General features: G+C 65.1%; 25 protein-coding genes and 1 tRNA gene. 9 read left to right on the top strand and 17 right to left on the bottom strand.

The features are described from left to right. Positions 1–13: 13 nt before the first annotated feature. From atpD to queD, 10 genes are all read right to left on the bottom strand, one after another. Positions 14–1,426 carry a F0F1 ATP synthase subunit beta gene (gene atpD / locus L2Y97_RS01435; protein ID WP_247432023.1) on the bottom strand — a complete coding sequence of 471 codons (1,413 nt, stop codon included), beginning with the start codon at positions 1,424–1,426 and terminating at the stop codon, positions 14–16. Between the two features lie 73 nt (positions 1,427–1,499). After that, on the bottom strand, positions 1,500–2,408 hold the full coding sequence (gene atpG, locus L2Y97_RS01430; protein WP_247432020.1) for a F0F1 ATP synthase subunit gamma: 909 nt from the start codon (positions 2,406–2,408) through the stop codon (positions 1,500–1,502). A 126-nt stretch (positions 2,409–2,534) separates the two neighbouring features. Next, positions 2,535–4,085: a F0F1 ATP synthase subunit alpha gene (atpA, locus tag L2Y97_RS01425; protein WP_247432017.1), complete on the bottom strand. Its 1,551-nt coding sequence runs from the start codon at positions 4,083–4,085 to the stop codon at positions 2,535–2,537. Positions 4,086–4,143: 58 nt separating this feature from the next. Next, a complete protein-coding gene (locus L2Y97_RS01420; protein ID WP_247432014.1) occupies positions 4,144–4,677 on the bottom strand; it encodes a F0F1 ATP synthase subunit delta in 534 nt (177 codons plus the stop codon). A gap of 2 nt (positions 4,678–4,679) precedes the next feature. Further along, the gene (locus L2Y97_RS01415; RefSeq protein WP_247432011.1) at positions 4,680–5,150 is read right to left on the bottom strand and encodes a F0F1 ATP synthase subunit B; all 471 of its coding nucleotides are present in this window, start codon (positions 5,148–5,150) and stop codon (positions 4,680–4,682) included. 86 nt (positions 5,151–5,236) lie between these two features. Continuing rightward, complete coding sequence (gene atpE, locus L2Y97_RS01410; protein ID WP_247432008.1) at positions 5,237–5,524, bottom strand: F0F1 ATP synthase subunit C; 288 nt, start codon at positions 5,522–5,524, stop codon at positions 5,237–5,239. Between the two features lie 75 nt (positions 5,525–5,599). Then, a complete protein-coding gene (atpB, locus tag L2Y97_RS01405; protein ID WP_247432006.1) occupies positions 5,600–6,439 on the bottom strand; it encodes a F0F1 ATP synthase subunit A in 840 nt (279 codons plus the stop codon). A 3-nt stretch (positions 6,440–6,442) separates the two neighbouring features. After that, complete coding sequence (locus tag L2Y97_RS01400; RefSeq protein ID WP_247432003.1) at positions 6,443–6,808, bottom strand: ATP synthase subunit I; 366 nt, start codon at positions 6,806–6,808, stop codon at positions 6,443–6,445. 169 nt (positions 6,809–6,977) lie between these two features. Beyond that, positions 6,978–7,304 (bottom strand): phasin family protein, encoded by a 327-nt coding sequence (locus L2Y97_RS01395; protein ID WP_247432000.1) that lies wholly within the window; start codon positions 7,302–7,304, stop codon positions 6,978–6,980. Positions 7,305–7,416: 112 nt separating this feature from the next. After that, complete coding sequence (gene queD / locus L2Y97_RS01390; protein ID WP_247431997.1) at positions 7,417–7,770, bottom strand: 6-carboxytetrahydropterin synthase QueD; 354 nt, start codon at positions 7,768–7,770, stop codon at positions 7,417–7,419. A gap of 186 nt (positions 7,771–7,956) precedes the next feature. Here queD and L2Y97_RS01385 point away from each other — a divergent pair, with 186 nt between their 5' ends. Next, a complete protein-coding gene (locus L2Y97_RS01385) occupies positions 7,957–8,553 on the top strand; it encodes a response regulator transcription factor (RefSeq protein WP_247431994.1) in 597 nt (198 codons plus the stop codon). Between the two features lie 49 nt (positions 8,554–8,602). On the opposite strand, the gene L2Y97_RS01380 is transcribed toward L2Y97_RS01385, so the two are convergent. Further along, positions 8,603–8,679 (bottom strand) — tRNA-Met (locus L2Y97_RS01380). A gap of 141 nt (positions 8,680–8,820) precedes the next feature. Here L2Y97_RS01380 and L2Y97_RS01375 point away from each other — a divergent pair. From L2Y97_RS01375 to L2Y97_RS01340, 8 genes are all read left to right on the top strand, one after another. Next, on the top strand, positions 8,821–9,372 hold the full coding sequence (locus L2Y97_RS01375) for an RNA pyrophosphohydrolase (RefSeq protein ID WP_247431991.1): 552 nt from the start codon (positions 8,821–8,823) through the stop codon (positions 9,370–9,372). Positions 9,373–9,454: 82 nt separating this feature from the next. Continuing rightward, positions 9,455–9,646 (top strand): (2Fe-2S)-binding protein, encoded by a 192-nt coding sequence (locus L2Y97_RS01370; protein WP_425492807.1) that lies wholly within the window; start codon positions 9,455–9,457, stop codon positions 9,644–9,646. A gap of 165 nt (positions 9,647–9,811) precedes the next feature. Further along, entirely contained in the window at positions 9,812–10,291 is a 480-nt protein-coding gene (gene bfr / locus L2Y97_RS01365; protein WP_247431986.1) for a bacterioferritin, read from the top strand. A 122-nt stretch (positions 10,292–10,413) separates the two neighbouring features. After that, positions 10,414–11,163, top strand: coding sequence for a DUF6776 family protein (locus tag L2Y97_RS01360; RefSeq protein WP_247431983.1), 750 nt, complete (start codon positions 10,414–10,416; stop codon positions 11,161–11,163). Beyond that, a complete protein-coding gene (locus tag L2Y97_RS01355) occupies positions 11,144–11,572 on the top strand; it encodes a bactofilin family protein (protein ID WP_247431980.1) in 429 nt (142 codons plus the stop codon). Before L2Y97_RS01360 ends, L2Y97_RS01355 begins: the two co-directional genes overlap by 20 nt. A gap of 39 nt (positions 11,573–11,611) precedes the next feature. Next, positions 11,612–11,995 carry an iron-sulfur cluster insertion protein ErpA gene (erpA, locus tag L2Y97_RS01350; protein ID WP_157006468.1) on the top strand — a complete coding sequence of 128 codons (384 nt, stop codon included), beginning with the start codon at positions 11,612–11,614 and terminating at the stop codon, positions 11,993–11,995. 13 nt (positions 11,996–12,008) lie between these two features. Further along, positions 12,009–12,995: an NAD(+) diphosphatase gene (nudC, locus tag L2Y97_RS01345; protein ID WP_247431977.1), complete on the top strand. Its 987-nt coding sequence runs from the start codon at positions 12,009–12,011 to the stop codon at positions 12,993–12,995. A 47-nt stretch (positions 12,996–13,042) separates the two neighbouring features. After that, positions 13,043–13,909 carry a beta-lactamase induction protein gene (locus tag L2Y97_RS01340; protein WP_247431974.1) on the top strand — a complete coding sequence of 289 codons (867 nt, stop codon included), beginning with the start codon at positions 13,043–13,045 and terminating at the stop codon, positions 13,907–13,909. Positions 13,910–13,915: 6 nt separating this feature from the next. On the opposite strand, the gene L2Y97_RS01335 is transcribed toward L2Y97_RS01340, so the two are convergent. The 6 genes from L2Y97_RS01335 to dprA all read right to left on the bottom strand — a co-directional run bounded on the left by L2Y97_RS01335 (position 13,916) and on the right by dprA (position 22,867). Further along, on the bottom strand, positions 13,916–15,790 hold the full coding sequence (locus L2Y97_RS01335) for an MFS transporter (protein WP_247431972.1): 1,875 nt from the start codon (positions 15,788–15,790) through the stop codon (positions 13,916–13,918). Positions 15,791–15,837: 47 nt separating this feature from the next. Next, positions 15,838–17,121 (bottom strand): phosphoribosylamine--glycine ligase, encoded by a 1,284-nt coding sequence (gene purD, locus L2Y97_RS01330; protein WP_247431969.1) that lies wholly within the window; start codon positions 17,119–17,121, stop codon positions 15,838–15,840. A gap of 39 nt (positions 17,122–17,160) precedes the next feature. After that, on the bottom strand, positions 17,161–18,519 hold the full coding sequence (locus tag L2Y97_RS01325) for an AMP-binding protein (RefSeq protein ID WP_283248296.1): 1,359 nt from the start codon (positions 18,517–18,519) through the stop codon (positions 17,161–17,163). An 18-nt stretch (positions 18,520–18,537) separates the two neighbouring features. Beyond that, positions 18,538–19,107 carry an L-threonylcarbamoyladenylate synthase type 1 TsaC gene (gene tsaC, locus L2Y97_RS01320; protein WP_247431967.1) on the bottom strand — a complete coding sequence of 190 codons (570 nt, stop codon included), beginning with the start codon at positions 19,105–19,107 and terminating at the stop codon, positions 18,538–18,540. 1 nt (position 19,108) lies between these two features. Then, complete coding sequence (locus L2Y97_RS01315; RefSeq protein ID WP_247431964.1) at positions 19,109–21,631, bottom strand: DNA topoisomerase I; 2,523 nt, start codon at positions 21,629–21,631, stop codon at positions 19,109–19,111. Between the two features lie 96 nt (positions 21,632–21,727). Next, positions 21,728–22,867 (bottom strand): DNA-processing protein DprA, encoded by a 1,140-nt coding sequence (gene dprA / locus L2Y97_RS01310; protein ID WP_247431961.1) that lies wholly within the window; start codon positions 22,865–22,867, stop codon positions 21,728–21,730. Positions 22,868–22,936: the final 69 nt, after the last annotated feature.

Below are 22,936 nucleotides of genomic sequence, written 5' to 3'. Positions count from 1 at the left end.
GAAGAAGGTCGCCTTAGGCGGCCTTCTTCGCACCCATCTCTTCGCCCTTCTTGATGGCTTCGTCGATGCCGCCCACCATGTAGAAGGCCTGCTCCGGCAGGTGGTCCACATCGCCGTCCACGATCATCTTGAAGCCGCGGATGGTTTCCTTCAGCGGAACGTACTTGCCCGGCGAACCGGTGAACACTTCGGCCACGTGGAACGGCTGCGAGAAGAAGCGCTCGATCTTGCGGGCGCGGGACACGGCTTCCTTGTCTTCCTGCGACAGCTCGTCCATACCCAGGATGGCGATGATGTCCTTCAGCTCCTTGTAGCGCTGCAGGGTGACCTGCACGCGGCGCGCGGTGTCGTAGTGTTCCTGGCCGATGACGGCCGGGTCGAGCTGACGGCTGGAGGAATCGAGCGGATCCACGGCCGGGTAGATACCCAGCGAGGCAATGTTACGGCTCAGGGTCACGGTCGCATCAAGGTGCGCGAAGGTGGTGGCCGGCGAGGGATCGGTAAGGTCATCCGCGGGCACGTACACGGCCTGGATCGAGGTGATCGAACCGGTCTTGGTCGAGGTGATGCGCTCCTGCAGGACGCCCATTTCCTCAGCCAGGGTCGGCTGGTAACCCACGGCCGACGGCATACGGCCGAGCAACGCGGATACTTCGGTACCGGCCAGGGTGTAGCGGTAGATGTTGTCGACGAACAGCAGCACGTCCTTGCCCTTGCCGCTCGCGTCCTTCTCGTCACGGAAGTACTCAGCCATGGTCAGGCCGGTGAGCGCGACGCGCAGGCGGTTGCCCGGCGGCTCGTTCATCTGGCCGTACACCATCGCGACCTTGTCGAGAACGTTGGAATCCTTCATCTCGTGGTAGAAGTCGTTGCCCTCACGGGTACGCTCACCCACGCCGGCAAACACGGACAGACCCGAGTGCGCCTTCGCGATGTTGTTGATGAGTTCCATCATGTTCACGGTCTTGCCGACGCCGGCGCCGCCGAACAGGCCGACCTTGCCGCCCTTGGCGAACGGGCACATCAGGTCGATGACCTTGATGCCGGTTTCGAGCAGCTCGCTCGCGGCAGCCTGGTCGTCATACGACGGGGCTTCGCGGTGGATGACCCACTTTTCCTGCTCGCCGATCGGACCGGCTTCGTCGATGGGGTTGCCGAGCACATCCATGATGCGGCCGAGCGTGGCCTTGCCGACCGGCACCTTGATGCCTTCGCCGGTGTTCACGGCGACGAGGTTGCGGCGCAGGCCATCGGTGGAACCGAGGGCGATGCAACGGACGATGCCGTCGCCGAGCTGCTGCTGCACTTCAAGCGTGATCTCGGTGCCTTCGACCTTCAGTGCGTCGTAGATCTCGGGGACCTGGTCACGCGGGAATTCGACGTCGACGACTGCGCCGATGATCTGGACAACTTTACCCTGGCTCATGAATGTGCTCCGGATGAATCTTCAATAGTGTTTCGTAGCAGCGCCGCGTGTCGCGTCGCCTTCGCTTATTTCGTCAGACCGCGGCTGCGCCGCCCACGATTTCCGAGATTTCCTGGGTAATCGCGGCCTGGCGGGCCTTGTTGTAGCTGAGCGTGAGCTCGCCGATGACCTTGGTGGCGTTATCGGACGCGGCCTTCATGGCGACCATGCGCGCGGCATGTTCGCTGGCCAGGTTCTCAAGCGCCGCCTGGTACACCACCGATTCGATGTAACGCGTCATCAGGTGCTCCAGCACCGTGCGCGCATCCGGCTCGTAGATGTAATCCCAGTCGTGGGTCTGCTCGACCTTCACGCCCTCGGCGGCAGCGCCCTTGGCGTCTTCCAGCTCCTTCGCGACCAGCGACACCGGCAGCAGGGCCTCGATGGCCGGCTTCTGCACGATCGTGTTCACGAAATCGTTGTAGGCCAGGAAAACGCGATCGAGCTTGTTGTCGCTGTAAGCATCGAGCACGACCTTGATGACACCGATCAGGTCTTCGAGCTTCGGCTTCTCACCCAGGTGCGTGGCGGTGCCGATCAGGTTCACGCCCTTGATGCGGCGGAAGAACTGCACGGCCTTCTGGCCCACGGCCACGATATCGACCTCGACGCCCTTCCCCTGCCACTCGCGGATAGCCACGAGCATGCGGCGGAACAGGTTCGAGTTGAGGCCACCGGCCAGGCCACGATCGGTCGACACCACGATGAACGCGACGCGCGCGACGTTTTCGCGCTCGGTCAGGAACGGGTGGGTGAAGTCGGTGCTGGCCTGGGCGACGTGGGCGATGACCTTGCGCATAAGGCGCGCATACGGGCGCGAGGCCTTCATCAGGTCCTGCGCCTTGCGGATCTTCGACGCCGAGACCATTTCGAGCGCACGCGTCACCTTGCGCATGTTCTGCGTGCTCTTGATCTTGGTTTTGATTTCGCGGCCGCTAGCCATAGGTACTCGCCGTTACGTAAAACGTGAAAACTGAAGACGGTAAATCGTGAATCGTGCGCCGGCGGGGCCGGCTCAATCGTCAATTACAGCGTGCAACTGACGATTGACGCTTTACGCTTTACGCCCTTACCAGCTACCGGTCTTCTTGAACTCGTCGGTGCCCGCCTTGAAGGTGGCCTCGATGTCCTTGTCCCAGTCGCCGGTCGCGTCGATCTTCTTCATCAACTCGGCGTTGTTCTGGTGGAAGAAGGCATGCAGGCCCTTCTCGAACGCCAGCACCTTGTTGACCGGGAGGTCATCGAGGTAGCCCTTCTCGGCAGCGAACACCGACAGGCCGAGCTCGGCGATGGACAGCGGCGAGTACTGCGGCTGCTTCATCAGTTCGGTGACGCGCTGGCCACGATCGAGCTGGGCGCGGGTGGCAGCATCGAGATCGGAAGCGAACTGCGCGAACGCCGCCAGCTCACGGTACTGGGCGAGGGCGAGCTTCACGCCGCCGGACAGCTTCTTGATGATCTTGGTCTGGGCGGCGCCACCGACGCGCGACACCGAGATACCGGCGTTCACAGGCGGACGGATACCGGCGTTGAACAGATCGGTTTCCAGGAAGATCTGGCCGTCGGTGATCGAGATCACGTTGGTCGGAACGAATGCGGAAACGTCACCCGCCTGGGTTTCGATGATCGGCAGCGCGGTGAGCGAGCCGGTCTTGCCCTTCACCTCGCCGTTGGTCATCTTCTCGACGTACTCGGCGCTGACGCGCGACGCGCGCTCGAGCAGACGCGAGTGCAGATAGAACACGTCACCCGGGTAGGCTTCGCGACCCGGCGGGCGCTTCAGCAGCAGCGAGATCTGGCGGTAGGCCACGGCCTGCTTGGACAGATCGTCGTACACGATCAGTGCGTCTTCGCCGCGATCGCGGAAGTACTCGCCCATGGCGCAGCCGGAGTACGGCGCGACGTACTGCAGGGCAGCCGCTTCGGACGCCGAAGCCACGACGACGATGGTGTTGGCCAGCGCGCCGTTTTCTTCCAGCTTGCGCACCACGTTCGCGATGGAGCTGCGCTTCTGGCCGATGGCCACGTAGATGCACTTAATGCCGGAGTGCTTCTGGTTGATGATGGCGTCGATCGCGACAGCCGTCTTACCGGTCTGGCGGTCGCCGATGATCAGCTCGCGCTGGCCACGGCCGATCGGGATCATCGAATCGATGGACTTGTAACCGGTCTGCATCGGCTGGTCGACCGACTGGCGCCAGATCACGCCCGGCGCGACCTTTTCGATCGGCGAGGTGCCAGCGGCATCGATCGGGCCCTTGCCGTCGATCGGGTTGCCCAGCGCATCGACGACGCGGCCGAGCAGGCCCGGGCCAACCGGCACTTCGAGGATGCGGCCGGTGGTCTTGGCGGTATCGCCTTCGCGCAGGTGCTGGTACTCACCGAGCACCACGGCACCCACCGAATCACGCTCGAGGTTGAGCGCGAGGGCGTAGGTGTCGTTCGGCAGTTCGATCATTTCGCCCTGCATCACATCGGCCAGGCCGTGGATGCGCACGATGCCGTCGGACACGCTGATGATGGTGCCTTCGTTGCGTGCCTCGGCACCGAGCTTGAACTGCTCGATGCGGCTCTTGATCAGCTCACTGATCTCGGACGGGTTCAGAGTGGTGCTGGACATGGTCGGTTCCTTGGGTTGCGCCGCTCTCACGGCACCCGGTGGTATGAGAAGCTCGTAATCAGTGCGTCAGCACGCTGGCCAGCCGCTGCAGGCGGCCGCGCGCCGAACCGTCGATGACCTGCTCGCCCGTGTCGATGACGACACCGCCGAGCAACGCCGGATCGACGTGCGTATCCAGTTCGATCTCGCGCTTGAAGCGGCGCTTCAGCGAAGCACGCAGGGCTTCGGCCTGGGCGCTGTCGAGATCCAGCGCGCTGGTGACCTTGACCTTCAAGGTCGACTCCGACTCCAGCTTGTACTGGTCGTAGAGCGCAGCGATTTCCGGCAGCAGGCCCATGCGGCCGTTCTCAGCCAGCTCCTCGAGGAAGCGGGCGAACGGTGCATCGGCAGCCATGCCTTGCGGAAGGTGGATCGCGACGAGCTGCTTGGGCTGCACGCGCGGATCATTGCCGAGGCCGGCGACCTGGGGGTCGACCGCGACCGCGGCGGCAAAATTCAGCGCTGCCGACCAATCGGCGAGCGCACCGGACGCGTGCGCTACCTCGAAGGCAGCGCGCGCGTACGGACGGGCGAGGGTGAGCGCCTGGGCCATGATCAGATCTCGGCAGCGAGCTGGTCGAGCAGCGCCTTGTGGGCCGCCGGATCGATTTCGCGCTGGACGATCTTCTCTGCACCCTGGATAGCGAGCGCACCCACCTGCTCACGCAGCTGTTCGCGTGCACGCTGGGCCATCGACGCGATCTCGTCCTGGGCCTGGGCCTTCAGACGGTTGATCTCGTCGATCGCTTCCACGCGAGCCTTCTCGACGATGGCATTGGCCTGGGCCTGGGCCTTGTCGATGATCTCGGTGGACTGGACGCGAGCCTGCTTGATCTCGGCCGCGACCTTGGCGTCGGCGTCCTTGAGTTCCGCACGGGCACGCTCAGCGGCGGCAAGGCCCTCGGCCACCTTCTTCTGGCGCTCTTCGATGGCACCATTGAGCTGGGGCCAGATGAACTTGGTGGTAAACCAGACCAGGATCGCAAAAGAGATCATCTGGCCCAGGAAGGTCATGTTGATTTCCATGATCTCTCCGAAAGACTCCGAACGCTTGTGTACTGACGGCCGCCGCAGCGCTTAGCGCCGCGGCGGCAAGACGAACGAACGGCTTCTTAGCCGCCGATGGCAGCGCGGACGGCGCCAACCAGCGGGTTCGAGAACGCGAACAGCAGGGCGACGGCGAGGCCGATAATGAACGCCGCGTCGATCAGGCCGGCGAGCAGGAACATGCGGCCCTGGAGCAGCGGGACCAGCTCAGGCTGGCGAGCAGCCGACTCGAGGAACTTCGAGCCCATGATGGCGATACCGAGGCAGGCGCCGAGCGCACCGAGGCCGATGATCACGCCGATGGCGATGGCGGTCATGCCCTGGACGTGGGCGAGAAGCGATGCGAGTTCCATGGTGTTCTCCTGGGATAACTAATAGCGAAAGGTTGAAAAAGACGAACTGAAAAAGTGGAACGTCGGTGCGGTGAGTTAGTGATGTTCCCGCGCCGTGGCGATGTAGACGATCGTCAGCATCATGAAGATGAACGCCTGCAGGGCGATGATCAGGATGTGGAAGATCGCCCAGGCTGTGTTGAACAGCACACCAGGCACGAAGCTGATCCAGCTCACCATCAGACCGGCAATCAGCATGAACACCAGTTCGCCGCCGTACATGTTGCCGAACAGTCGCATGGCGAGCGACACGGGCTTCGACAGGGTCTCGACGACGTTAAGAAGGAAGTTCGGGATCACCAGCACGAGCTTGGCGATCGGGTTTTCCGCATGGAACGGCGCAGTGAGCAGCTCCTTGCCGAAGCCGAAGCCGCCCTTGGCCTTGATGCCATGGCCGATGACGATGAACAGCACGGCGACCGACAGGCCCACGGTGGTGTTGATATCGGCGGTGGGCACCATGCGGAAGTAGGTGTGGTGCGCGACCTCATCACCCGCGAACGTGTGGACGAGCCAGCCAGCCAGGTCGACCGGCAGCAGATCCATGGCGTTCATAAGGAACACCCACATGAAGATGGACAGCGCCAGCGGGGTGACCGTTCGGCGGTCGCCGTGGAAGGTGTCCTTTACCTGCGTATCGACGAACTCGATGGCCAGCTCGACCAGGGCCTGGCCCTTGGACGGCACGCCCGAGGTGGCCTTGCGGGCGAACAGCCAGAACCACAGGCAGAACGCGGCGCCGAGGACAAACGAGATGATGATCGAGTCGGCACGGAGGTTCCAGAACCAGAAATGATCGGCGCTGAAATTCACCGTCATGTGGTTCAGGTGGTGCTGGATGTATTCGGTTAGACCGCCCTGCGGTTCGCTAGCCATGCCTCAACCCTTGAATCTGAATGCAAATACGTTGACCGCGTAAGCCGCTACCAGGCCGACCAGTGCCGGCAAGGGTGGCAGCTTCCACTGAACCAGAATGAGCAGCAGGCCCCCGATCAGAATGATCCAGCGAAGGATCATGCCCACCAGGAACCGCATGAACGTTGCCCCTGCCCCGCCCAGCGCGCTGAACGCTCGCGCGGCAAGCAGCGCGGTAGCGAAAGCAACGATCAGGGCACCTGCGAAAGCGGCCAGTCCGGCGGCGCGCCCCTGCAGGCAGAAAGCGAGTCCCGCGACGACAGCCACCGCGAGCTGCGTGATGACCACGCGCATAGCAAGGTGACGACCGGCTGCAAGACTGTTGAGCAACGCGAGGCTCCCGTGGTTTCGCTCGAAGGCGGCACCAGATGGTTCAACGGGCCACGGTTTAATCTGGAAAAGTATACCAGTGCCGTAAACAACCGGACAAGCGACGAAAGTCCATAACCACCCGCCGGCGCGACGATCCGTCGCGTCGTTGGCGAGGAGCGGCGATGGATCAGGCCCTGGCGGGCTTGGCCACCAGTGCGCCCAGCGATGTCGCCGTTTCCACGGCCACATCCATGATGTCGCCGGCGGCCGTTGCGGCCCGCTCGACGCCCTCCCGCTGCAGATCGCCACCGCGCACGAACATGGCGCGCAACGCGTCAGCATCCTGGGCCATCATGGCATCGGCCATGAGCCCTGTTGCCGCACGCGCATGCCCTTCCAGCGCCTGCAGGTGCAGGTCGGCCACGCGCTCCATGCCACGCCAGGCCACGGCCTGTGCGGCGGTTGCCTGTTCGACGAACCGTGCAAGATCAGCGTAAGCGTTTACGTGCGGCATCGTGTTCCGTCGGGGAAACGGGGAGGTGCCGGAGTGTAGACCCGCCTGCTGCAGGGCAGCAACCACTATTTGTTGCGATGACAGCTTTTGTCTTGCCGAAACGGCGCCTGGCTTACGGCGCGTACTCAGCACCAGAGGTGCAGGTTTCGTGGACCACGACCTTGCAAAGGAGCGGCACCTCGGGGCGGAGATGCTCGAAGATCCAGCGGGCGAGATTTTCGCTGGTGGGGTTCTCAAGCCCCTCGATATCGTTGAGGTAGTTGTGGTCCAGGCGCTCATACAGCGGCTTGAACCGCGCCTTGAGGTCGCCGAAATCCATGACCCAGCCGAACACGGGGTCGATCGGGCCCTCCACATGCAACTCCACGTGGAAGGAGTGCCCGTGAAGGCGGGAGCACTTGTGCCCCTCGGGCACGTTCGGCAGCCGGTGGGCAGCCTCGATATTGAAGGTCTTGAAGATACGCATGGGGCCATTGTAGCCGACCGCCCGAATCTGACCGGGCGCAAGGAACCTTCACGACGCAGATCGCACTTTGGCCGATCCGGGCGCCCGGTTCATGGACTTTTCATGGCGTAACGGTTGCAGTGGTAACTACATGGGGCGCGAGGGGGCGCCTCCGACACCGACATTGGTTCACCGAAGGAGGCATCGATGTGCCTTGGTCGTGAGTCTGTCGACCAGCCGCAACCGTGCGCGCTGGCCGAGGGAGTGTTTTCCGCCCTGCCGTGGCCCTGCGTGGTCTGGCCCAGCCAGGGTGGCCGCGCCGTGATGGTTAATGCCGCATTCCAGCGGGAGTTCGGGATAGGCCGGGGCCGGGCTGGCCCGGCGTGGCTCGACGCGCACCTGGCACCCACCGAACAGCCCGACGAATACCTGTTCAGCGACCGCCATGCAGCGCCGCGCCGTTACCGGATCACCCGGCAGACGCTCGACATGAGTCCAATCACGTTCCAGGCGGTGTTCCTGATGCCCGTTGGCGAGGAGCCTGCAGCCGCAGAGGTGGAACCGAACGCGCTCACGAGCCTGCGCCCGGGTGTCGCACTGACCCGCCGGGAATCGCAGGTGCTGGACGGGATCATGCTGGGCAAGCTCAACAAGGTGATCGCCAGTGAGCTGAAGATCAGCCCCAAGACCGTGGAACTGCACCGCTCCAACCTGATGGCCAAGCTACGCGTGCACAACGTGGTGGAGCTGGCACGCGTGGTACTGGATTCCGCGCCCCCCGAGCTCGAAGCCACGCCCCTGTAAGAGGCAAGAAAAAAGCCGCCCTGGCATGCCGGGGCGGCTTTCGTTTTCCTGGTGGCTAGAGGCGGGCTCGAACCGCCGACCTCAGCATTATGAGTGCCGCGCTCTGACCAGCTGAGCTACCTAGCCGTGAAACCTGGTCGTTCGCAGGCAGGCCCGCGAAGGCCGGGCAGTTTAATCGGGGCTGGCTCACCAATCAAGAGGCGCCTTGAAGCGGCTTCTCGCGGTGTGGTTGAATCGACCGTAACGCGAAAGGTTCGCGGAGGCTGAATGATCGACGCAGATGGCTATCGACCGAACGTGGGGATTGTCCTCCTCAACGCCGACGGCCGCCTGTTCTGGGCCCGCCGGGTTAACCGCGACGGCTGGCAGTTTCCCCAGGGCGGCATGCGCAGCGACGAGACGCCGCTGGAAGCCATGTACCGCGAGCTGGAAGAAGAGACCGGCCTCAAGGCCCAGCACGTCGAGGTGCTGGCCGAGACGCGCGGCTGGCTGCGCTACCGCCTGCCCAGCCGATTCGTCCGCCACCACCAGCGTCCCACCTGCATCGGCCAGAAGCAGGTGTGGTTCCTGCTGCGCCTGACCGGTGCCGAAGAAGATCTGCGCCTGGACGCCTGCGAGAAGCCCGAGTTCGACCTCTGGCGCTGGGTGGATTTCTGGTACCCCGCCAACCACGTAGTCAACTTCAAGCGCCAGGTGTACGAACGCGCCCTCCGCCAGTTCGCCCCCACGGTCGAGACCGTCTGCCGGGTCGAAATCGGCACCTGCCCCCAGCAGGCCGAATTGCTGCGCCTTGCCCGGGAAGCCGCAGGCCAGGGCTGAACCGCCGGCTGAACGGCCTTCACAAACGCGCAGTTGACAATCGTTCGCATTCGCGTTCGAATTCGTACCCATGTACATCTGCATGTGCAACGCCGTCACCGACCACGCCATCCGCCGCCACGCGGCCGAGGGCGTGAACACCTTTGCCGAACTCCAGGCCCGCACGGGCTGCTCGGATTGCTGCGGTGCCTGCGAACCCGAGGCGCGGCAGTGCCTGCGTGAAGCCATCTCCGCGCAGCCAGCCGTTCTCTCGTTCCTGCCTGCCACGGCCTGAGGGCCGGATCGCGCGCAAGCGCGCCCCTGCAGTTCAGTCCGAGCGTCCTTGCACGCTGGCGTCTCATCGGCCGCCAGACGCAGACGCAAACCGTCTTCATTCTCGTTACGTCATGGGTTTTCGTGGCGACGTATAGTCGTGGCTGAATTCCCAGGGAGACGCCACATGAAGGGCGACGCGAAGGTCATCGAATACCTCAACAAGGTCCTCTACAACGAGCTGGCCGCCATCAACCAGTACTTCCTGCATTACAGGATGTTCAAGGACTGGGGCTACAACGAACTCGCCAAGCACGAGTACGAGGAATCCATCGAGGAGATGAAGCACGCGGACAAGCTCATCGAGCGGATCCTGTTCCTCGATGGCCTGCCCAACCTGCAGCACCTCGGCAAGCTGCGCATCGGCGAGAATGTCGTCGAAGCCCTGCAGGGTGACCTCGACCTGGAAATGCTGGCGACCAAGGACCTGCGCGAGGCCATCGCCTACAGCGAAGGCATCCACGATTTCGTGAGCCGCGATCTGTTCAAGTTCATCCTTGGCCAGGAAGAAGAGCACATCGACTGGCTGGAGACGCAGTTCAGCCTCATCTCCGATATCGGTCCCGAGCGCTACATGCTCAGCAAGGTCGGGCCGCTGGAGCACTGATCCAACGATAAGAGGCCGCCGCAAGGCGGCCTTTTTCATGGGAACGTGGCGGGGTTCCTTGACCATTCTGAAACGCAGGGGCTATACCATCGGCCCTTCACGCTTCTTGCACGGAACCCTCCATGGCGCCACGCCACCCGCCACGCTTCGTCGTGCGCACGCACGATGCCGCCCGCGAGCGCCGCACCCGGCTGCTGCTGGGGGCCGGCTGGGCGGCGAGCGTCGTGGTCGCGGCGGGCCTGGCATGGGCGCTGTCATCCACGGCCCCTACCGCGCCCGGGGCCTCCCGCGCCAGCACGGCGCAACTCCGCGCCGATAACGACGACCTGCGTCAGCGGGTGGCTAATCTGGAGCGTGCGGGCCAGGTCGCCGATATCGCCACGAAAGAGCTCAAGAAGAACCTCTCAGAGCGCGATGAGGAAATCAGCGGCCTGCGCACCGACCTGGCCTTCTATTCGCGCCTGGTGGGCGGCAACGGCCAGCGCGACGGCCTGAAGATCCAGGGCGCGCGGGTAACGGCCGTACCCGGCATGCCAAACGCATGGAACCTGGTGGCGACCCTCACCCAAAACGCGCGCCGCGGCGAACTGCTCAAGGGCGAGCTCAAGGTGGCCGTCGAGGGCATCCAGGGGACCAAGGTCACCACCCTCGAGGGAGCGGCCCTGGGCCAGTCGGCCGCCTCCACCGCTATTCCTTTCTCCTTCAAATATTTCCAGCAGGCCCAGGCCAGCTTCACCATGCCGGCGGGCTTCCGCCCCACACGCCTGCGCTTCACTGCCAGCGCCGGTGATGGTGATGCAACCAGCACCACGGTCGCCTGGACCGACGCCACCCGAACCGACGAGGTCACCGATGTTCAGCAGCAACCGTAAGAACCCCACGCCCTCGGTCGGCGCGGCCGCCACCAGCCTTATCGCTCGCGGCGTTACGGTGCGCGGCGATGTGCATTTTTCGGGTGCCCTCCACCTGGACGGCACGGTGGAAGGCGCCGTTCACGCCGACCCGGGCAGCGACGGCGTACTCACGATCAGTGAGACCGGCCGGGTCATCGGCAAGGTGGACGTCCCGCATGCCGTCATCAATGGCGGCGTCACGGGCGATATCGATGTCGCTGAACGTCTTGAGCTGGCCCCGCTGGCCCGGATCGAGGGCGATGTGCACTACCAGGTGCTGGAGATGGCCGCCGGGGCCCAGGTGAACGGCAAGATGATCCACCGGGCGCCCGTCACCGTGCGCCAGCTGGCCCAGCAGGCGATCGAAGCCGCGCCAGCGCTCACCTGAAGGCTTGACCTGCGGGCGAACGGCGCCATTATGGGTGGCATGAACAACCCATTCCCCATGGCCCCGACCGGCGCACCGGATTACCGGTCGGCCGGCGCACCGCTGGTCTTCACCGAAGCGGCCGCCCGCAAGGTGCACGAGCTGATCGAAGAGGAAGGCAACCCCGGCCTCAAGCTGCGCGTGTACATCAGCGGCGGCGGCTGCTCGGGCTTCCAGTACGGCTTCACGTTCGACGAAGACCAGGCCGAGGACGACCTCGCCATCTCGCGCGAAGGGGTGACCCTTGTCGTCGATCCGCTCTCGCTGCAGTACCTCACCGGCGCCGAGATCGATTACGCCGAATCGTTCAGCGGTTCGCAATTCGTTATCCGCAACCCCAACGCGAAGACGACCTGCGGCTGCGGTTCGTCGTTCAGCGCCTGACCGGCGCCGCTGCGTGAGCGCAGAGCAGGAGCGCGACAAGGCCGCCGCCACCCGGGCCAGGGAAAACGTCTTCGCCGGCATCGATATCGATCGCATGGCGGAGCGCCGGGACGACCGGCTCTGGGTTGAGGAAACCGAACGCGCCGCGAGCACGCGCTTTCTCGTGCTGGATACCGAAGGCCAGGCGTTCGTCACGCCCGATGCCGATGCGCCACACTGGATGTCGCCCACCATGCGCGACGAGCGCTTTGGCGATGTGCCTTCCACGTTGCTAGGCCTGGCCGAGGGCCGCGCCTGGTTCACGCTGGTCCTCGACGAGGCCCACGCGGAGCTCTTCACCAGCATCACTGGCGCACGGCGTATGTCGCTGCGCGATGCGGGCCTGCTGTTCAATGCGTTCGAGGCAGGCTTGTTCGCCTTCGCCAAGGGCATCACCCACTGGCAGCGGCAGACCCGCTTCTGCACGCTGTGCGGCTCACCCACTGTCGTGGTGGCCGCTGGCCATCGCGTGCAATGCACGAATCCGGATGGCGCCCACCTGCACTTCCCACGTACCGACGCCGCCATCATCGTGATCGTGGAGCACGGCGATGCCTGCCTGCTGGGCCGTCAGCGCGGCTGGCCGGCCGGGCGCTATTCCACGCTCGCCGGGTTTATCGAGCCGGGCGAATCGCTCGAAGACGCCGTGAAGCGCGAGGTGCGTGAAGAGTCCGGCGTGGAGGTACTGCATGCCACTTACCACTCCTCACAGCCGTGGCCGCTTCCTGCATCGCTCATGGTCGGCTTCACCGCCGTAGCGAAGCATCGTGATATTCGCCTGCGCGACGACGAACTCGAGGACGCCCGCTGGTTCACGGTCGATGACATCGTGCAAGGCATGGCCGCAGGCACGCTGGGGGTCCCGCCGCCGCTTTCCGTGTCATACCGGCTCATCGAGCACTGGCTTGGCCTGCGCGGCGTGAGCCTGGCCGAACTGATCGCAAGCGCGCCCAAGCGCTGAGGCTTCGCCTACAATCGGGCCAACGTCCCGTTTGAAACGCGCATGCCATGGCCTTACGACTACTCGCCGTCCTCATCGCCCTCGTCATCACCTGGAGCGTGCCGCAAGTGGCCCGCTGGCGCGACGAGCGTTGGTTTCGCGGCTGGGTAACCCGGCTGGGCGACACGTCAGGCCCGGGGCGCGTCGCCATCGTGCTACTGGTTCCGGTGCTGGCATGCGCCATCATCGCCGGCATTCTCCGGGCCCTGCCCCTCTTCGACCTGGCGTGGCTGGCCTTCGCGGTGGTGGTGCTGGTTTACAGCCTGGGCCCTCGCGAGATCGAGGCGGATATCGATAACGTCGTTCGCGCGCCTGATGTGCTGCGCCGGGATGAAGCCGTCGCCGCGTTGCGCGTCGATGCGGATCCGCTGCCCTGGTTTGCCCCGGCGATCGTGGAAGCCACGTTCTACGCCGCGTTGCGCCGCCGCTTCGGCGTGCTGTGCTGGTTCTTCCTGCTTGGGCCCGCCGGCGCCCTTGGCTACCGCCTGGCGCAAACGCTGGGGCGCGATGCATCGCTCGCCCTGGATAGCGCCACCCGCACGGCAGCACAGCGCCTTGCCGATGCACTGGACTGGCTCCCGGCGCACCTCATGGTATTCGCCATGGCACTCGTCTCGGATTTCGATGCCGTCATGGGGGCATGGAAGGCCTGGCATCACCAGTCGGGTAGCCCGCGCTCTCGCCTGGAGCCGGATTTCCTTGGCGCCGTGGCGCGTGCCGGCGTAGATGCCGACGTGGAAGCCGGCGATGGCTACGCGCAAGACGTGAGCGATCCGGTGACCGCGCTGGAAGACGCGCGACGCGTGATTCGCCGTGTTTTGGTGGTGTGGCTTGCCGTCGTGGCGATCATCGTCCTCGCCGCGCTGGCAGCGTGAGCACGCCTAGGCTTTATCGCCGCGCAGCTCGCTGACGCGCGCCTCGAGCATCGCTGCATTCGCCGCGCCGACCGGTAGAGGCTCGCCGCCGACCAGCTCGATCCGCGACCAGAACCGGCGTGGCAACCGCGCGCGGCGCAGCGCGCCGTCGCGGCGGCTGAAGATGCTTCCCCACATGCCGCGCAGTGCCAACGGCACCACCGGCACGGGCCTGCGCTGGAGGATGCGGTCAATGCCGGGTCGGAACGCCTGGATAGCGCCGTCGGCGGTTAGCCCGCCCTCCGGGAAAATGCAGACCACCTCGCCGGCGGCAAGCGCCGCATCGATCTCCTCGAACGCCTTCTCCATCAGCGCGGCATCCTCGTTCCGGCCGGCGATCGGGATAGCCCTGGCCGTGCGGAACACGAAGTTCAACACGGGAATGTTGAAGATCTTGTAGTACATGACAAAACGCATGGGGCGGCGAACGCACGCCATCAGGATCAACGGATCCATGAAGCTGACATGGTTGCAGACGACCACGGCGGCGCCTTCATCCGGCACGTTCCTAAGCCCATCCACGCGCACACGGTACAACGTATTCACCAGTACCCAGGTGATGAACCGCATCATGAACTCGGGAACGAGCGTGAAGATGTACACCGCGACCGCGATGTTCACCACGCCGGTCACCAGGAAGATCGTGGGCGTATCGAGGCCGGCCGCCGTAAGCCCGATGCCGAAGCCGGACGCGATGCAGATCAGCAGGGCATTGACGATGTTGTTACCGGCGATGATGCGCGACAGACGCTCACGCGGCGCGCGGCTTTGCACGAAGGCAAAGAGCGGGACCACGTAGAAGCCGGCGAACGCGCCGATTAGCGTCAGGTCCATCGCGGCGCGCCAGGCTCCCGGCACGCCAAGGAACGCGCTCCAGGTGAGCGTCGCACCCGCGGCAACCGATGGGCGCGCGAAGTACAGATCAATCGCAAACACGGTGAGGCCAAAAGCGCCCATGGGCACCAGGCCGATCTCCACGCGCTTGCGTGACATTTTCTCGCACAGCAGCGAGCCGATGCCGGTGCCAAGCGAGAACAGCGTCAGCACGAGCGTATTCACCGAACCGTCGCCACCCAGTACGTGGCGCGTGTAATTCGGCAGCTGCGCAATCATCACCGTACCGAAAAACCAGAACCACGAGATACCCAGCACCGCGTTGAAAATGGCGCGATCCTCGTGCGTCAGCTTGAGGACACGCCAGGTTTCGGAAAACGGGTTCCAGTTGAAGCGGAGGTCGGGCGCCGTCGCAGGCGCGGCCGGGATGGCGCGGCACACGAGATACCCTGTTACAGCGATGGCGATGGTGGTGAGCGAGGCCGCCGCCGTGCCGTAGCCTGCGATCAGCATCAGCGAATTACCGACGATCATGCCGGTGAGCATGGCCAGCTGCGTACCCGTCTCCACCAGCGCATTGCCGCCCACCAGTTCACTGCGCTCAAGCGCCTGCGGCAGGATCGAGTACTTGATGGGACCGAACACGGTGGAATGCACACCCATCAGGAACAACACGAGCAACAGCAGCGACACGTGGTGGGTGTAGAAGCCAATCGCCGCGATCGCCATGGCGGCGATCTCGAACAGCTTCACATAACGGATGATGCGCGTCTTCTCGAACTTCTCCGCGACCTGGCCAGCGGTGGCGGAGAACAGGAAGTACGGCAGGATGAACAGCGCGGGCGCCAGGTTCGTATAGAGCGATACCTGATTGTCAGGCAAACCCATCTGGAAGGCCACCAGCATGACCATGGCGTTACGGAATGCGTTGTCATTGAACGCCCCCAGCGCCTGGGTCCAGAAAAACGGCGCAAACCGCCGCTTGCCGAGCAATGAAAACTGGGACATTCCGTGGGCTATCCTGGCGGTGTGACCGCAGTGTAGCCGAGCACGGCTTATTCGCGTGCGAGCGCCCTGTGTGCGATATCGTGGCGGAAGAAGGCATCGGCGAATGTGACGCTTTCCAGGGCAGCGTAGGCTTTGGCGCGCGCTTCAGCCAGGTTCTCTCCGAGCGCGCAGACCGTAAGGACACGGCCACCCGCGCTCACGGGACGACCGTCGGCGTTCATTGCCGTGCCAGCGTGAAATACCTTCACATCCGGGCCAAAATCGATATCGGCCCCGGTGATCACGTCGCCGCTGCGCACCTTCCCGGGGTAGCCACCGGCGGCGAGCACCACACCAAGGGATGGCCGCGGATCCCACGTTGCCTGCACCTTGCCGACATCGCCATCCAGCGCCGCCTCGACAAGGTCAACCAGATCGGACTGCAGGCGCAACATGATCGGCTGCGTTTCCGGGTCACCAAAGCGGACGTTGAATTCGATGACCTTCGGTGCGCCAGCCTTGTCGATCATCAGGCCGGCATAAAGGAAGCCCGTGAACGGGGCGCCATCGGCCGCCATGCCCGCGAGGGTCGGCTCGATGACCTCGCGCATGACACGCGCGGACACGTCGTCCGTAACCACTGGGGCGGGCGAATAGGCGCCCATGCCGCCGGTATTCGGGCCCTTGTCGCCATCGTCGCGGCGCTTGTGGTCCTGGCTGGTGGCCATCGGCAACGCACGCTTGCCATCTGCGATGACGATGAAGCTGGCCTCCTCGCCATCAAGGAACTCCTCGATCACCACGCGTGACGACGCATCACCAAAGGCCTTGCCACCCAGCATGTCCTGCAGTGCGGCCTCAGCCTCGTCCAGGGTCATCGCCACGACCACGCCCTTGCCGGCGGCGAGACCATCGGCCTTGATGACGATCGGGGCGCCGGTACCGCGCACGTGGGCCAGCGCGGGCTCGAGGTCGGTGAACACGGCATAGTGCGCCGTAGGGATGTTGTGCCGGGCGAGGAAATCCTTCGCGAAGGCCTTGCTTCCCTCGAGCTGCGCCGCGGCGGCGCGCGGGCCGAAGCAGCGCAGGCCCTCCGCGGTGAAGCGATCCACCACCCCCGCCACGAGCGGCACCTCAGGACCGACCACAGTGAGCCCCACCCCCTCGGCCTTCGCCAGGGCGACAAGGCCATCAAGGTCGGTGACAGCGACACTCGCGTTGCGCAGGCCCGGCTCAACCGCCGTGCCGGCGTTGCCCGGCGCCACGATGACCTCGTCGACGCGCGGCGACTGGCCGAGTTTCCAGGCCAGGGCGTGTTCGCGGCCGCCGCTACCGATGACGAGGACTTTCATGGGGATCTCCGGTTCGTGGACCGGCGATTGTAACCCGCCCTAGCGCTGGACCAGCGCCAGCAGGGCACCTCGCGGCAGTTTGCCCGTCTCGTTACGCGGCAGGGCATCCACCAGGCGCAGCGGACGTGGCAGGAAGACCGGGTCCATCGCGGCACGCAAGGCGCCCATCACGGCATCCGCCGTGAGGGCTGGCGCCACGACCAACCCGGCAATGCGGCGTATCCCCGCCGCATCGGGCTCATCCAGCTGGAAGAGCACGCCATCCTTCACACCATCGATGGCGAGCAGGCGGCGATTGAGGTCACCCAGCGAGGCGCGTTTACCGGCGATCTCGAGCAGATCGGTATTCCGGCCACACAGGCGGAAGCGCCTGCCACCGCCATGCAACGTGACGATATCGGCCAGCGACATCGGCTCGGCCAGTTGAGGGGCATCGACCAGGGTGCCATCGGGCTGCGAGTGCAGCGTCACGTCGTCGTACAACGACCACTCTTCCTCCACCGCGGTACGCCGGCTGGCAAACACGCAGGTCTCCGTCGAACCGAATACTTCGTGCAGCGGTGCGCCGAACCGCTTTTCCGCCTCAGCTGCCAGCTCGACGGGCATGGGGGCGGTGGCGGAAACGAACGCGGCAAGGGAAGGCAGCTGAACGCCTGATTCGACCAGGGCGCGCAGGTGCACGGGCGTCGTGACGAGCACACGCGGCTCAGGCATCGAGGCCAACGCGGCGGCAACATCGGCGGGAAAGAACGGGCGACCCGAATGGACGCTCACCTCGGACATCAGCGGCATCACCACTGACATCTCCATACCGTACATGTGCTGGGGCGGCACCGTGGCTACGACATCGAAGGGGCCGCCGATCACCGCATCGAGCATGCGGATGTTGCCCGCGTTGCTCGCGTGGAAGCTGCCCCAGGTCTTGATATTGGGTTTGGGCTTGCCCGTCGAACCGGAGGTGTAGCCGATGGCAACGATGGCATCCGCGGCGATCGCGGGCACGTCACCGTAGGCGGGGAGCACGTCGACCAGTGCAGGGATGCGCAGGTAACCCGTGGGCGCGGGATCGAGCGGCAGTTCGCCAATGGCGTAGCAACCTGCGTGGTTAGCCATCACCTCGTCGACAGCGTGCGGTGCGCGCGAAGGAGGCAGCAGGTTGACCTGGCCGCGCAATACCAGGGCCGTGAAGGCCACGAGGAATGCGTAGCGATCTTCGCAAAGGTTGACCGCACCCACCGCATCCGGGAGCAGCGCGGCGACCTGGTGCACATGGGCAAGGAAGGTGGCGGCCGGGATCGCCCGCCCGTCACGCCAGGCCACCGCACGGGAGGGCGCGCCGGCCAGCAGCGGCAGCATCGGCGCGCGCTCGCGCCCGCTCACTTCGTAGACGGTCACCAAGATGTTCTACCCCCTTCCTCAGGCGCGGATGATAGCGCCGGTGAGGGCGTCGCGGATGACGGTAGGCCGATCCAGGCCGCCCAGCGGCGCATCCAGCGTGGCCTCAAGCCGATCGCCGAAGTACCTGGCCAGCGTAGGCACGTCGCGCGCGGGCGGCTCACCATGGGGGTTGGCGCTGGTGGAGACCAGCGGCGCGCCAAAGGCGCGGCACAGTGCGGCGGCGGGTTCGTGCGCGGTCACCCGCAATGCGATACCGGGGTGGCCGCCGGCAACCCAGGCCGGCACGCGATCGCTGCGCGGGAAGACCCAGGTATTCGGACCCGGCCAGGTGGCGTGAACCTGCGCCATGACCTCGGCGGGCACCTTGTCCCGGTCGATGTAGGGTTCGACCTGTGCGAAATTCGCGGCGATCAGCAATACGCCCTGGGTGGCCGGGCGCACCTTCAGCGCAAACAGGCGCTCGAACGCGTCATGATCGTGCGGGTCACAGCCGAGGCCAAATACCGCCTCGGTCGGATAGGCGAGGACGCCGCCATGGCGCAATAGCGCTGCGGCGGCATCGACGTGAGCCAGGTCGAACTGTTGCACGTCAGGCCGCCGGCGCTTTCTTCGCAGCGGCTTTCTTCGTGGCCGTTTTCTTGACCGTGGCCTTCTTGGCCGCCGTTTTCTTGGTCGCGGCCTTTTTTGACGTGGTCTTCTTCGCAGCGGCCTTCTTTGTCGCGGTCTTCTTCACCGCAGCCTTCTTCGCGGCCGGTTCCTTTTTGGCCGCCACCTTCTTGGTGGCTGCCTTCTTCGTCGCCGTTTTCTTGGCCGCCTTGCCACCGCGCGGCTTCTTCACCGGCGCGGCCGCCAGCAACTCGACGCATTCCTGTTCGGTCAACGTCTTGGGCTCGCGATCCTTCGGAATACGCGCGTTCTTTTCGCCATCGGTGATGTACGGGCCGTAGCGGCCATTGAGCACCTGGATACCGTTGCCGAAATCGAGGATGGTGCGGTTGGCGATGGCTTCGAGCTTCTCCTGCACCAGTTGCAGCGCACGCGGCAGCTCGATGGTGTACGGGTCATCCTCCGCCTTCAGCGAGGCATACACGCTGCCCTGCTTCACGAACGGGCCGAAGCGGCCCACGCCCACGGTCACGTCATCACCCTCATCGGACTTGCCGAGGTTGCGCGGCAGCTTGAACAGCTCCATCGCCTCCTCGAGCGTGATGGTGTGCATGCTCTGGCCCGGCCGCAGGCTGGCGTAGGTCGGCTTGTCCTCGTCATCCTTGGTGCCGATCTGCGCATAAGCGCCGTAACGGCCAAGGCGTACCGACACCGGCTTGCCGGATTTCGGATCGGTGCCGAGTTCGCGCGCACCGGTGGCCTCGCTGCGGTCGACACTTTCGGTCTTGTCGTCCACCAGTGTCTTAAATGGCTGCCAGAAGCGCTCGAGCAGGGGTACCCACTGCTCCTCGCCACGGCTGACCGCGTCCAGCTCATCTTCCAGCCTGGCCGTGAAGTCGTAATCGACGTACTGCGAGAAATGCCCGGAGAGGAACTGGCTGACGGCACGGCCAACGTCGGTCGGTCGGAACCGCCGGCTTTCCAGCATGACGTACTCGCGGCTGATCAGGACCTGGATGATGCTCGCGTACGTGGACGGACGGCCGATGCCGTACTCCTCGAGCGCCTTCACCAGGCTGGCTTCGGAGTAGCGCGGCGGCGGCTCGGTGAAGTGCTGGTCGGCCACGATCGCGGCCACGGGCACGCGGTCGCCGACGGCCAGTCGCGGCAGGCGACGGTTTTCTTCGTCGTCCTCGTTCTTCTGGTCGCGACCTTCCTCGTATACAGCAAGGAAGCCCGGGTCGATGATGGTGGTACCGGTGGAACGAAACGCCGACTCGCCCACGGGGAACTCTACCGAGACGGTGTTCATGGTGGCGTGAATCATCTGGCAGGCGACGGTGCGCTTCCAGATCAGCTCGTAGAGCTTGCGCTGGTCATCGTTGAGGAACGACGCCACGCTGCGCGGCGTGCGCATGGCCGAGGTGGGGCGTACGGCTTCGTGCGCCTCCTGGGCGTTCTTCGATTTGGACTTGTAGACCTGGACGGCATCGGGCAATGCGCCTTTACCGTATTCACGCCCGATCAGGTCGCGCAGCTCGGCTACGGCATCGTCGGACAGCGCGACCGAGTCGGTACGCATGTAGGTGATGAGGCCGACGTTACCCTCGCTGCCGATGGACACGCCCTCATACAGGCCCTGGGCAACGCGCATGGTGCGGCTGGTGGAGAAACCGAGCTTGCGAGCGGCCTCCTGCTGCAGGGTGGAGGTCGTGAACGGCGGCGCGGGGCGGCGCTTGCGCTCGCGGCTGGTGACATCGCCTACCGTGAACTGGCCGGCCGCAGCCTTTTCCAGCGCGGCGCGCGCCTTGTGCGCATCGCCTTCATTGGTGAGATCGAACTGCTCGAACTTCTTGCCATCAAGCTTCACCAGGCGGGCGTCGAACGCGCCGTCGGCGTGGGTCAAGTTGGCCTGGATAGTCCAGTACTCGCGGGCCTGGAACGCTTCGATCTCCAGCTCGCGCTCGACGATCATGCGCAGGGCGGGCGACTGCACGCGGCCGGCGGAAAGGCCGCGCTGTACCTTGCGCCACAGCACAGGCGAGAGGTTGAATCCGACGAGGTAATCGAGGGCGCGGCGCGCCTGCTGGGCATCGACCAGGTCGTGGGAGAGCTTGCGCGGGTTCGCCACGGCCTCCTTGATGGCCTTGGGCGTGATCTCGCTGAAGACCACGCGCTGGACATCCTTGCCCTCGAGCAGGCCGCGCTCCTTGAGGATCTCGCTGATGTGCCAGGAGATGGCCTCGCCTTCGCGGTCCAAGTCGGTCGCGAGGAAGATGCTGCTGGCCTTGCTGGCCGCCTTGGCGATGGCATCGACGTGCTTTTCGTTGCGGTCGATCACCTCGTAGGCCATGGCAAAGCCGTGGTCCGGATCGACCGCGCCCTCCTTCGGCCGCAGGTCACGGACGTGACCATACGAGGCCAGCACCTGGAAATCGGCGCCCAGGTACTTGTTGATCGTCTTGGCCTTGGCCGGCGATTCGACGATGAGGAGGTTCTTTGCCATGCGTTCGCGATTCCAAAGTCCGTTGGGGCGAGTGAACCCCAGCGTATGTCTATATTTAGTTGGAAACACACCGTCGTGATGTCTGTCAAGCGACAGTTACCGTACAACCCGCTGATACCGGTTCCCGGGCACGGCGGCGACCTCGCCCTCCAGTTCCAGCATCAGCAACATCGACGACAAGGCACCCGGGGAGAGGGCCGTGCTGCCCACGAGGGCATCCAAAAGGACGGGATCGTAACCCATGGCGTCGAGCAGGCGGCGATATTCCTCATCCTGACGCCAGTCGAAAGGCCCTTTTGGCCGCTTTCGGGCACCGGCAGCAGGGCCGCCACCCTCAAGGCGGGCCCTGAGCTCCGCGCCCAGTTCAAGCGCCGCGGGGCCAAGCACGGCAAGGATCTCATCGCTGCGCTGGACCAGCCGCGCGCCATCGGCGATGAGGGAGTGGCACCCCTCGGCGAGCGGATTGTGAATGGACCCGGGTAGCGCAAACACCTCGCGCCCCTGTTCGCCCGCAAACCGGGCCGTGATCAGCGATCCGGACTTCAGTCCGGCCTCGATGACCAGGACGCCCAGGCTCAACCCGGCGATGATGCGATTACGCATGGGGAAGTTCATCGCCCGGGAGGGCGTCCCCGGCGCGAACTCACTGACAATGGCCCCATGCGCGGCAATACGCCGGGCCAGGGCGTGGTGCTTGCTGGGGTAGACCACGTCCGGCCCGGTGCCGACCACCGCGACCGTGGGCTCCCCGGCATCGAGCGCGCCTGTGTGCGCCACCCCATCCACGCCATCGGCGAGGCCGCTGGTGACCAGCAGGCCGTTCGCCGCCAGTTCCCCGGCAAAGCGCCGCGCGGTCGCCAGGGCAGGCGCCTGCGCGCGCCTGGCGCCCACGATGCCGATCTGCGGCCGGAGCAGCAGGGAGGGGTCTCCCTTCACGAACAGCGCCGCCGGGGCATCGGAAAGGGCTTCCAGCTGGGGCGGGAAATCTTCGTCCGTGCAAAGGAGCAGCCGCTGGTCCGCCCCCTGCAGCCAGGCGGTATCCCGGGCCAGGTCGGCATCATTCGGTGCCGCAAGCCAGGCCTGGGCTTCACGGTCGGCGGCGTCGGGGTGCGCGCGCAGCCAGGCGAGCAGCGCCTCAGCCCCGCCACGCATGGCCAGGCCTTCACGCAGTTTGCGGCCGCCGAACCCGGGGGTGCGGATGAGGGTGAGCCAGGCGCGGAGTTCGGGATCGGTCATGCTGACAAGTCTAGAGGGGCCGCTGCCGGGGCGTGCCCAACGCCACGCGTAAGCCTGCAGGCATGAAAA

This window comes from Luteibacter aegosomatissinici (assembly GCF_023078495.1).
GTDB classification, from domain to species: domain Bacteria; phylum Pseudomonadota; class Gammaproteobacteria; order Xanthomonadales; family Rhodanobacteraceae; genus Luteibacter; species Luteibacter aegosomatissinici.
The sequence above is the reverse complement of the archived record's forward strand: the minus strand, read 5'-3'. Positions and strand labels throughout refer to the sequence as shown.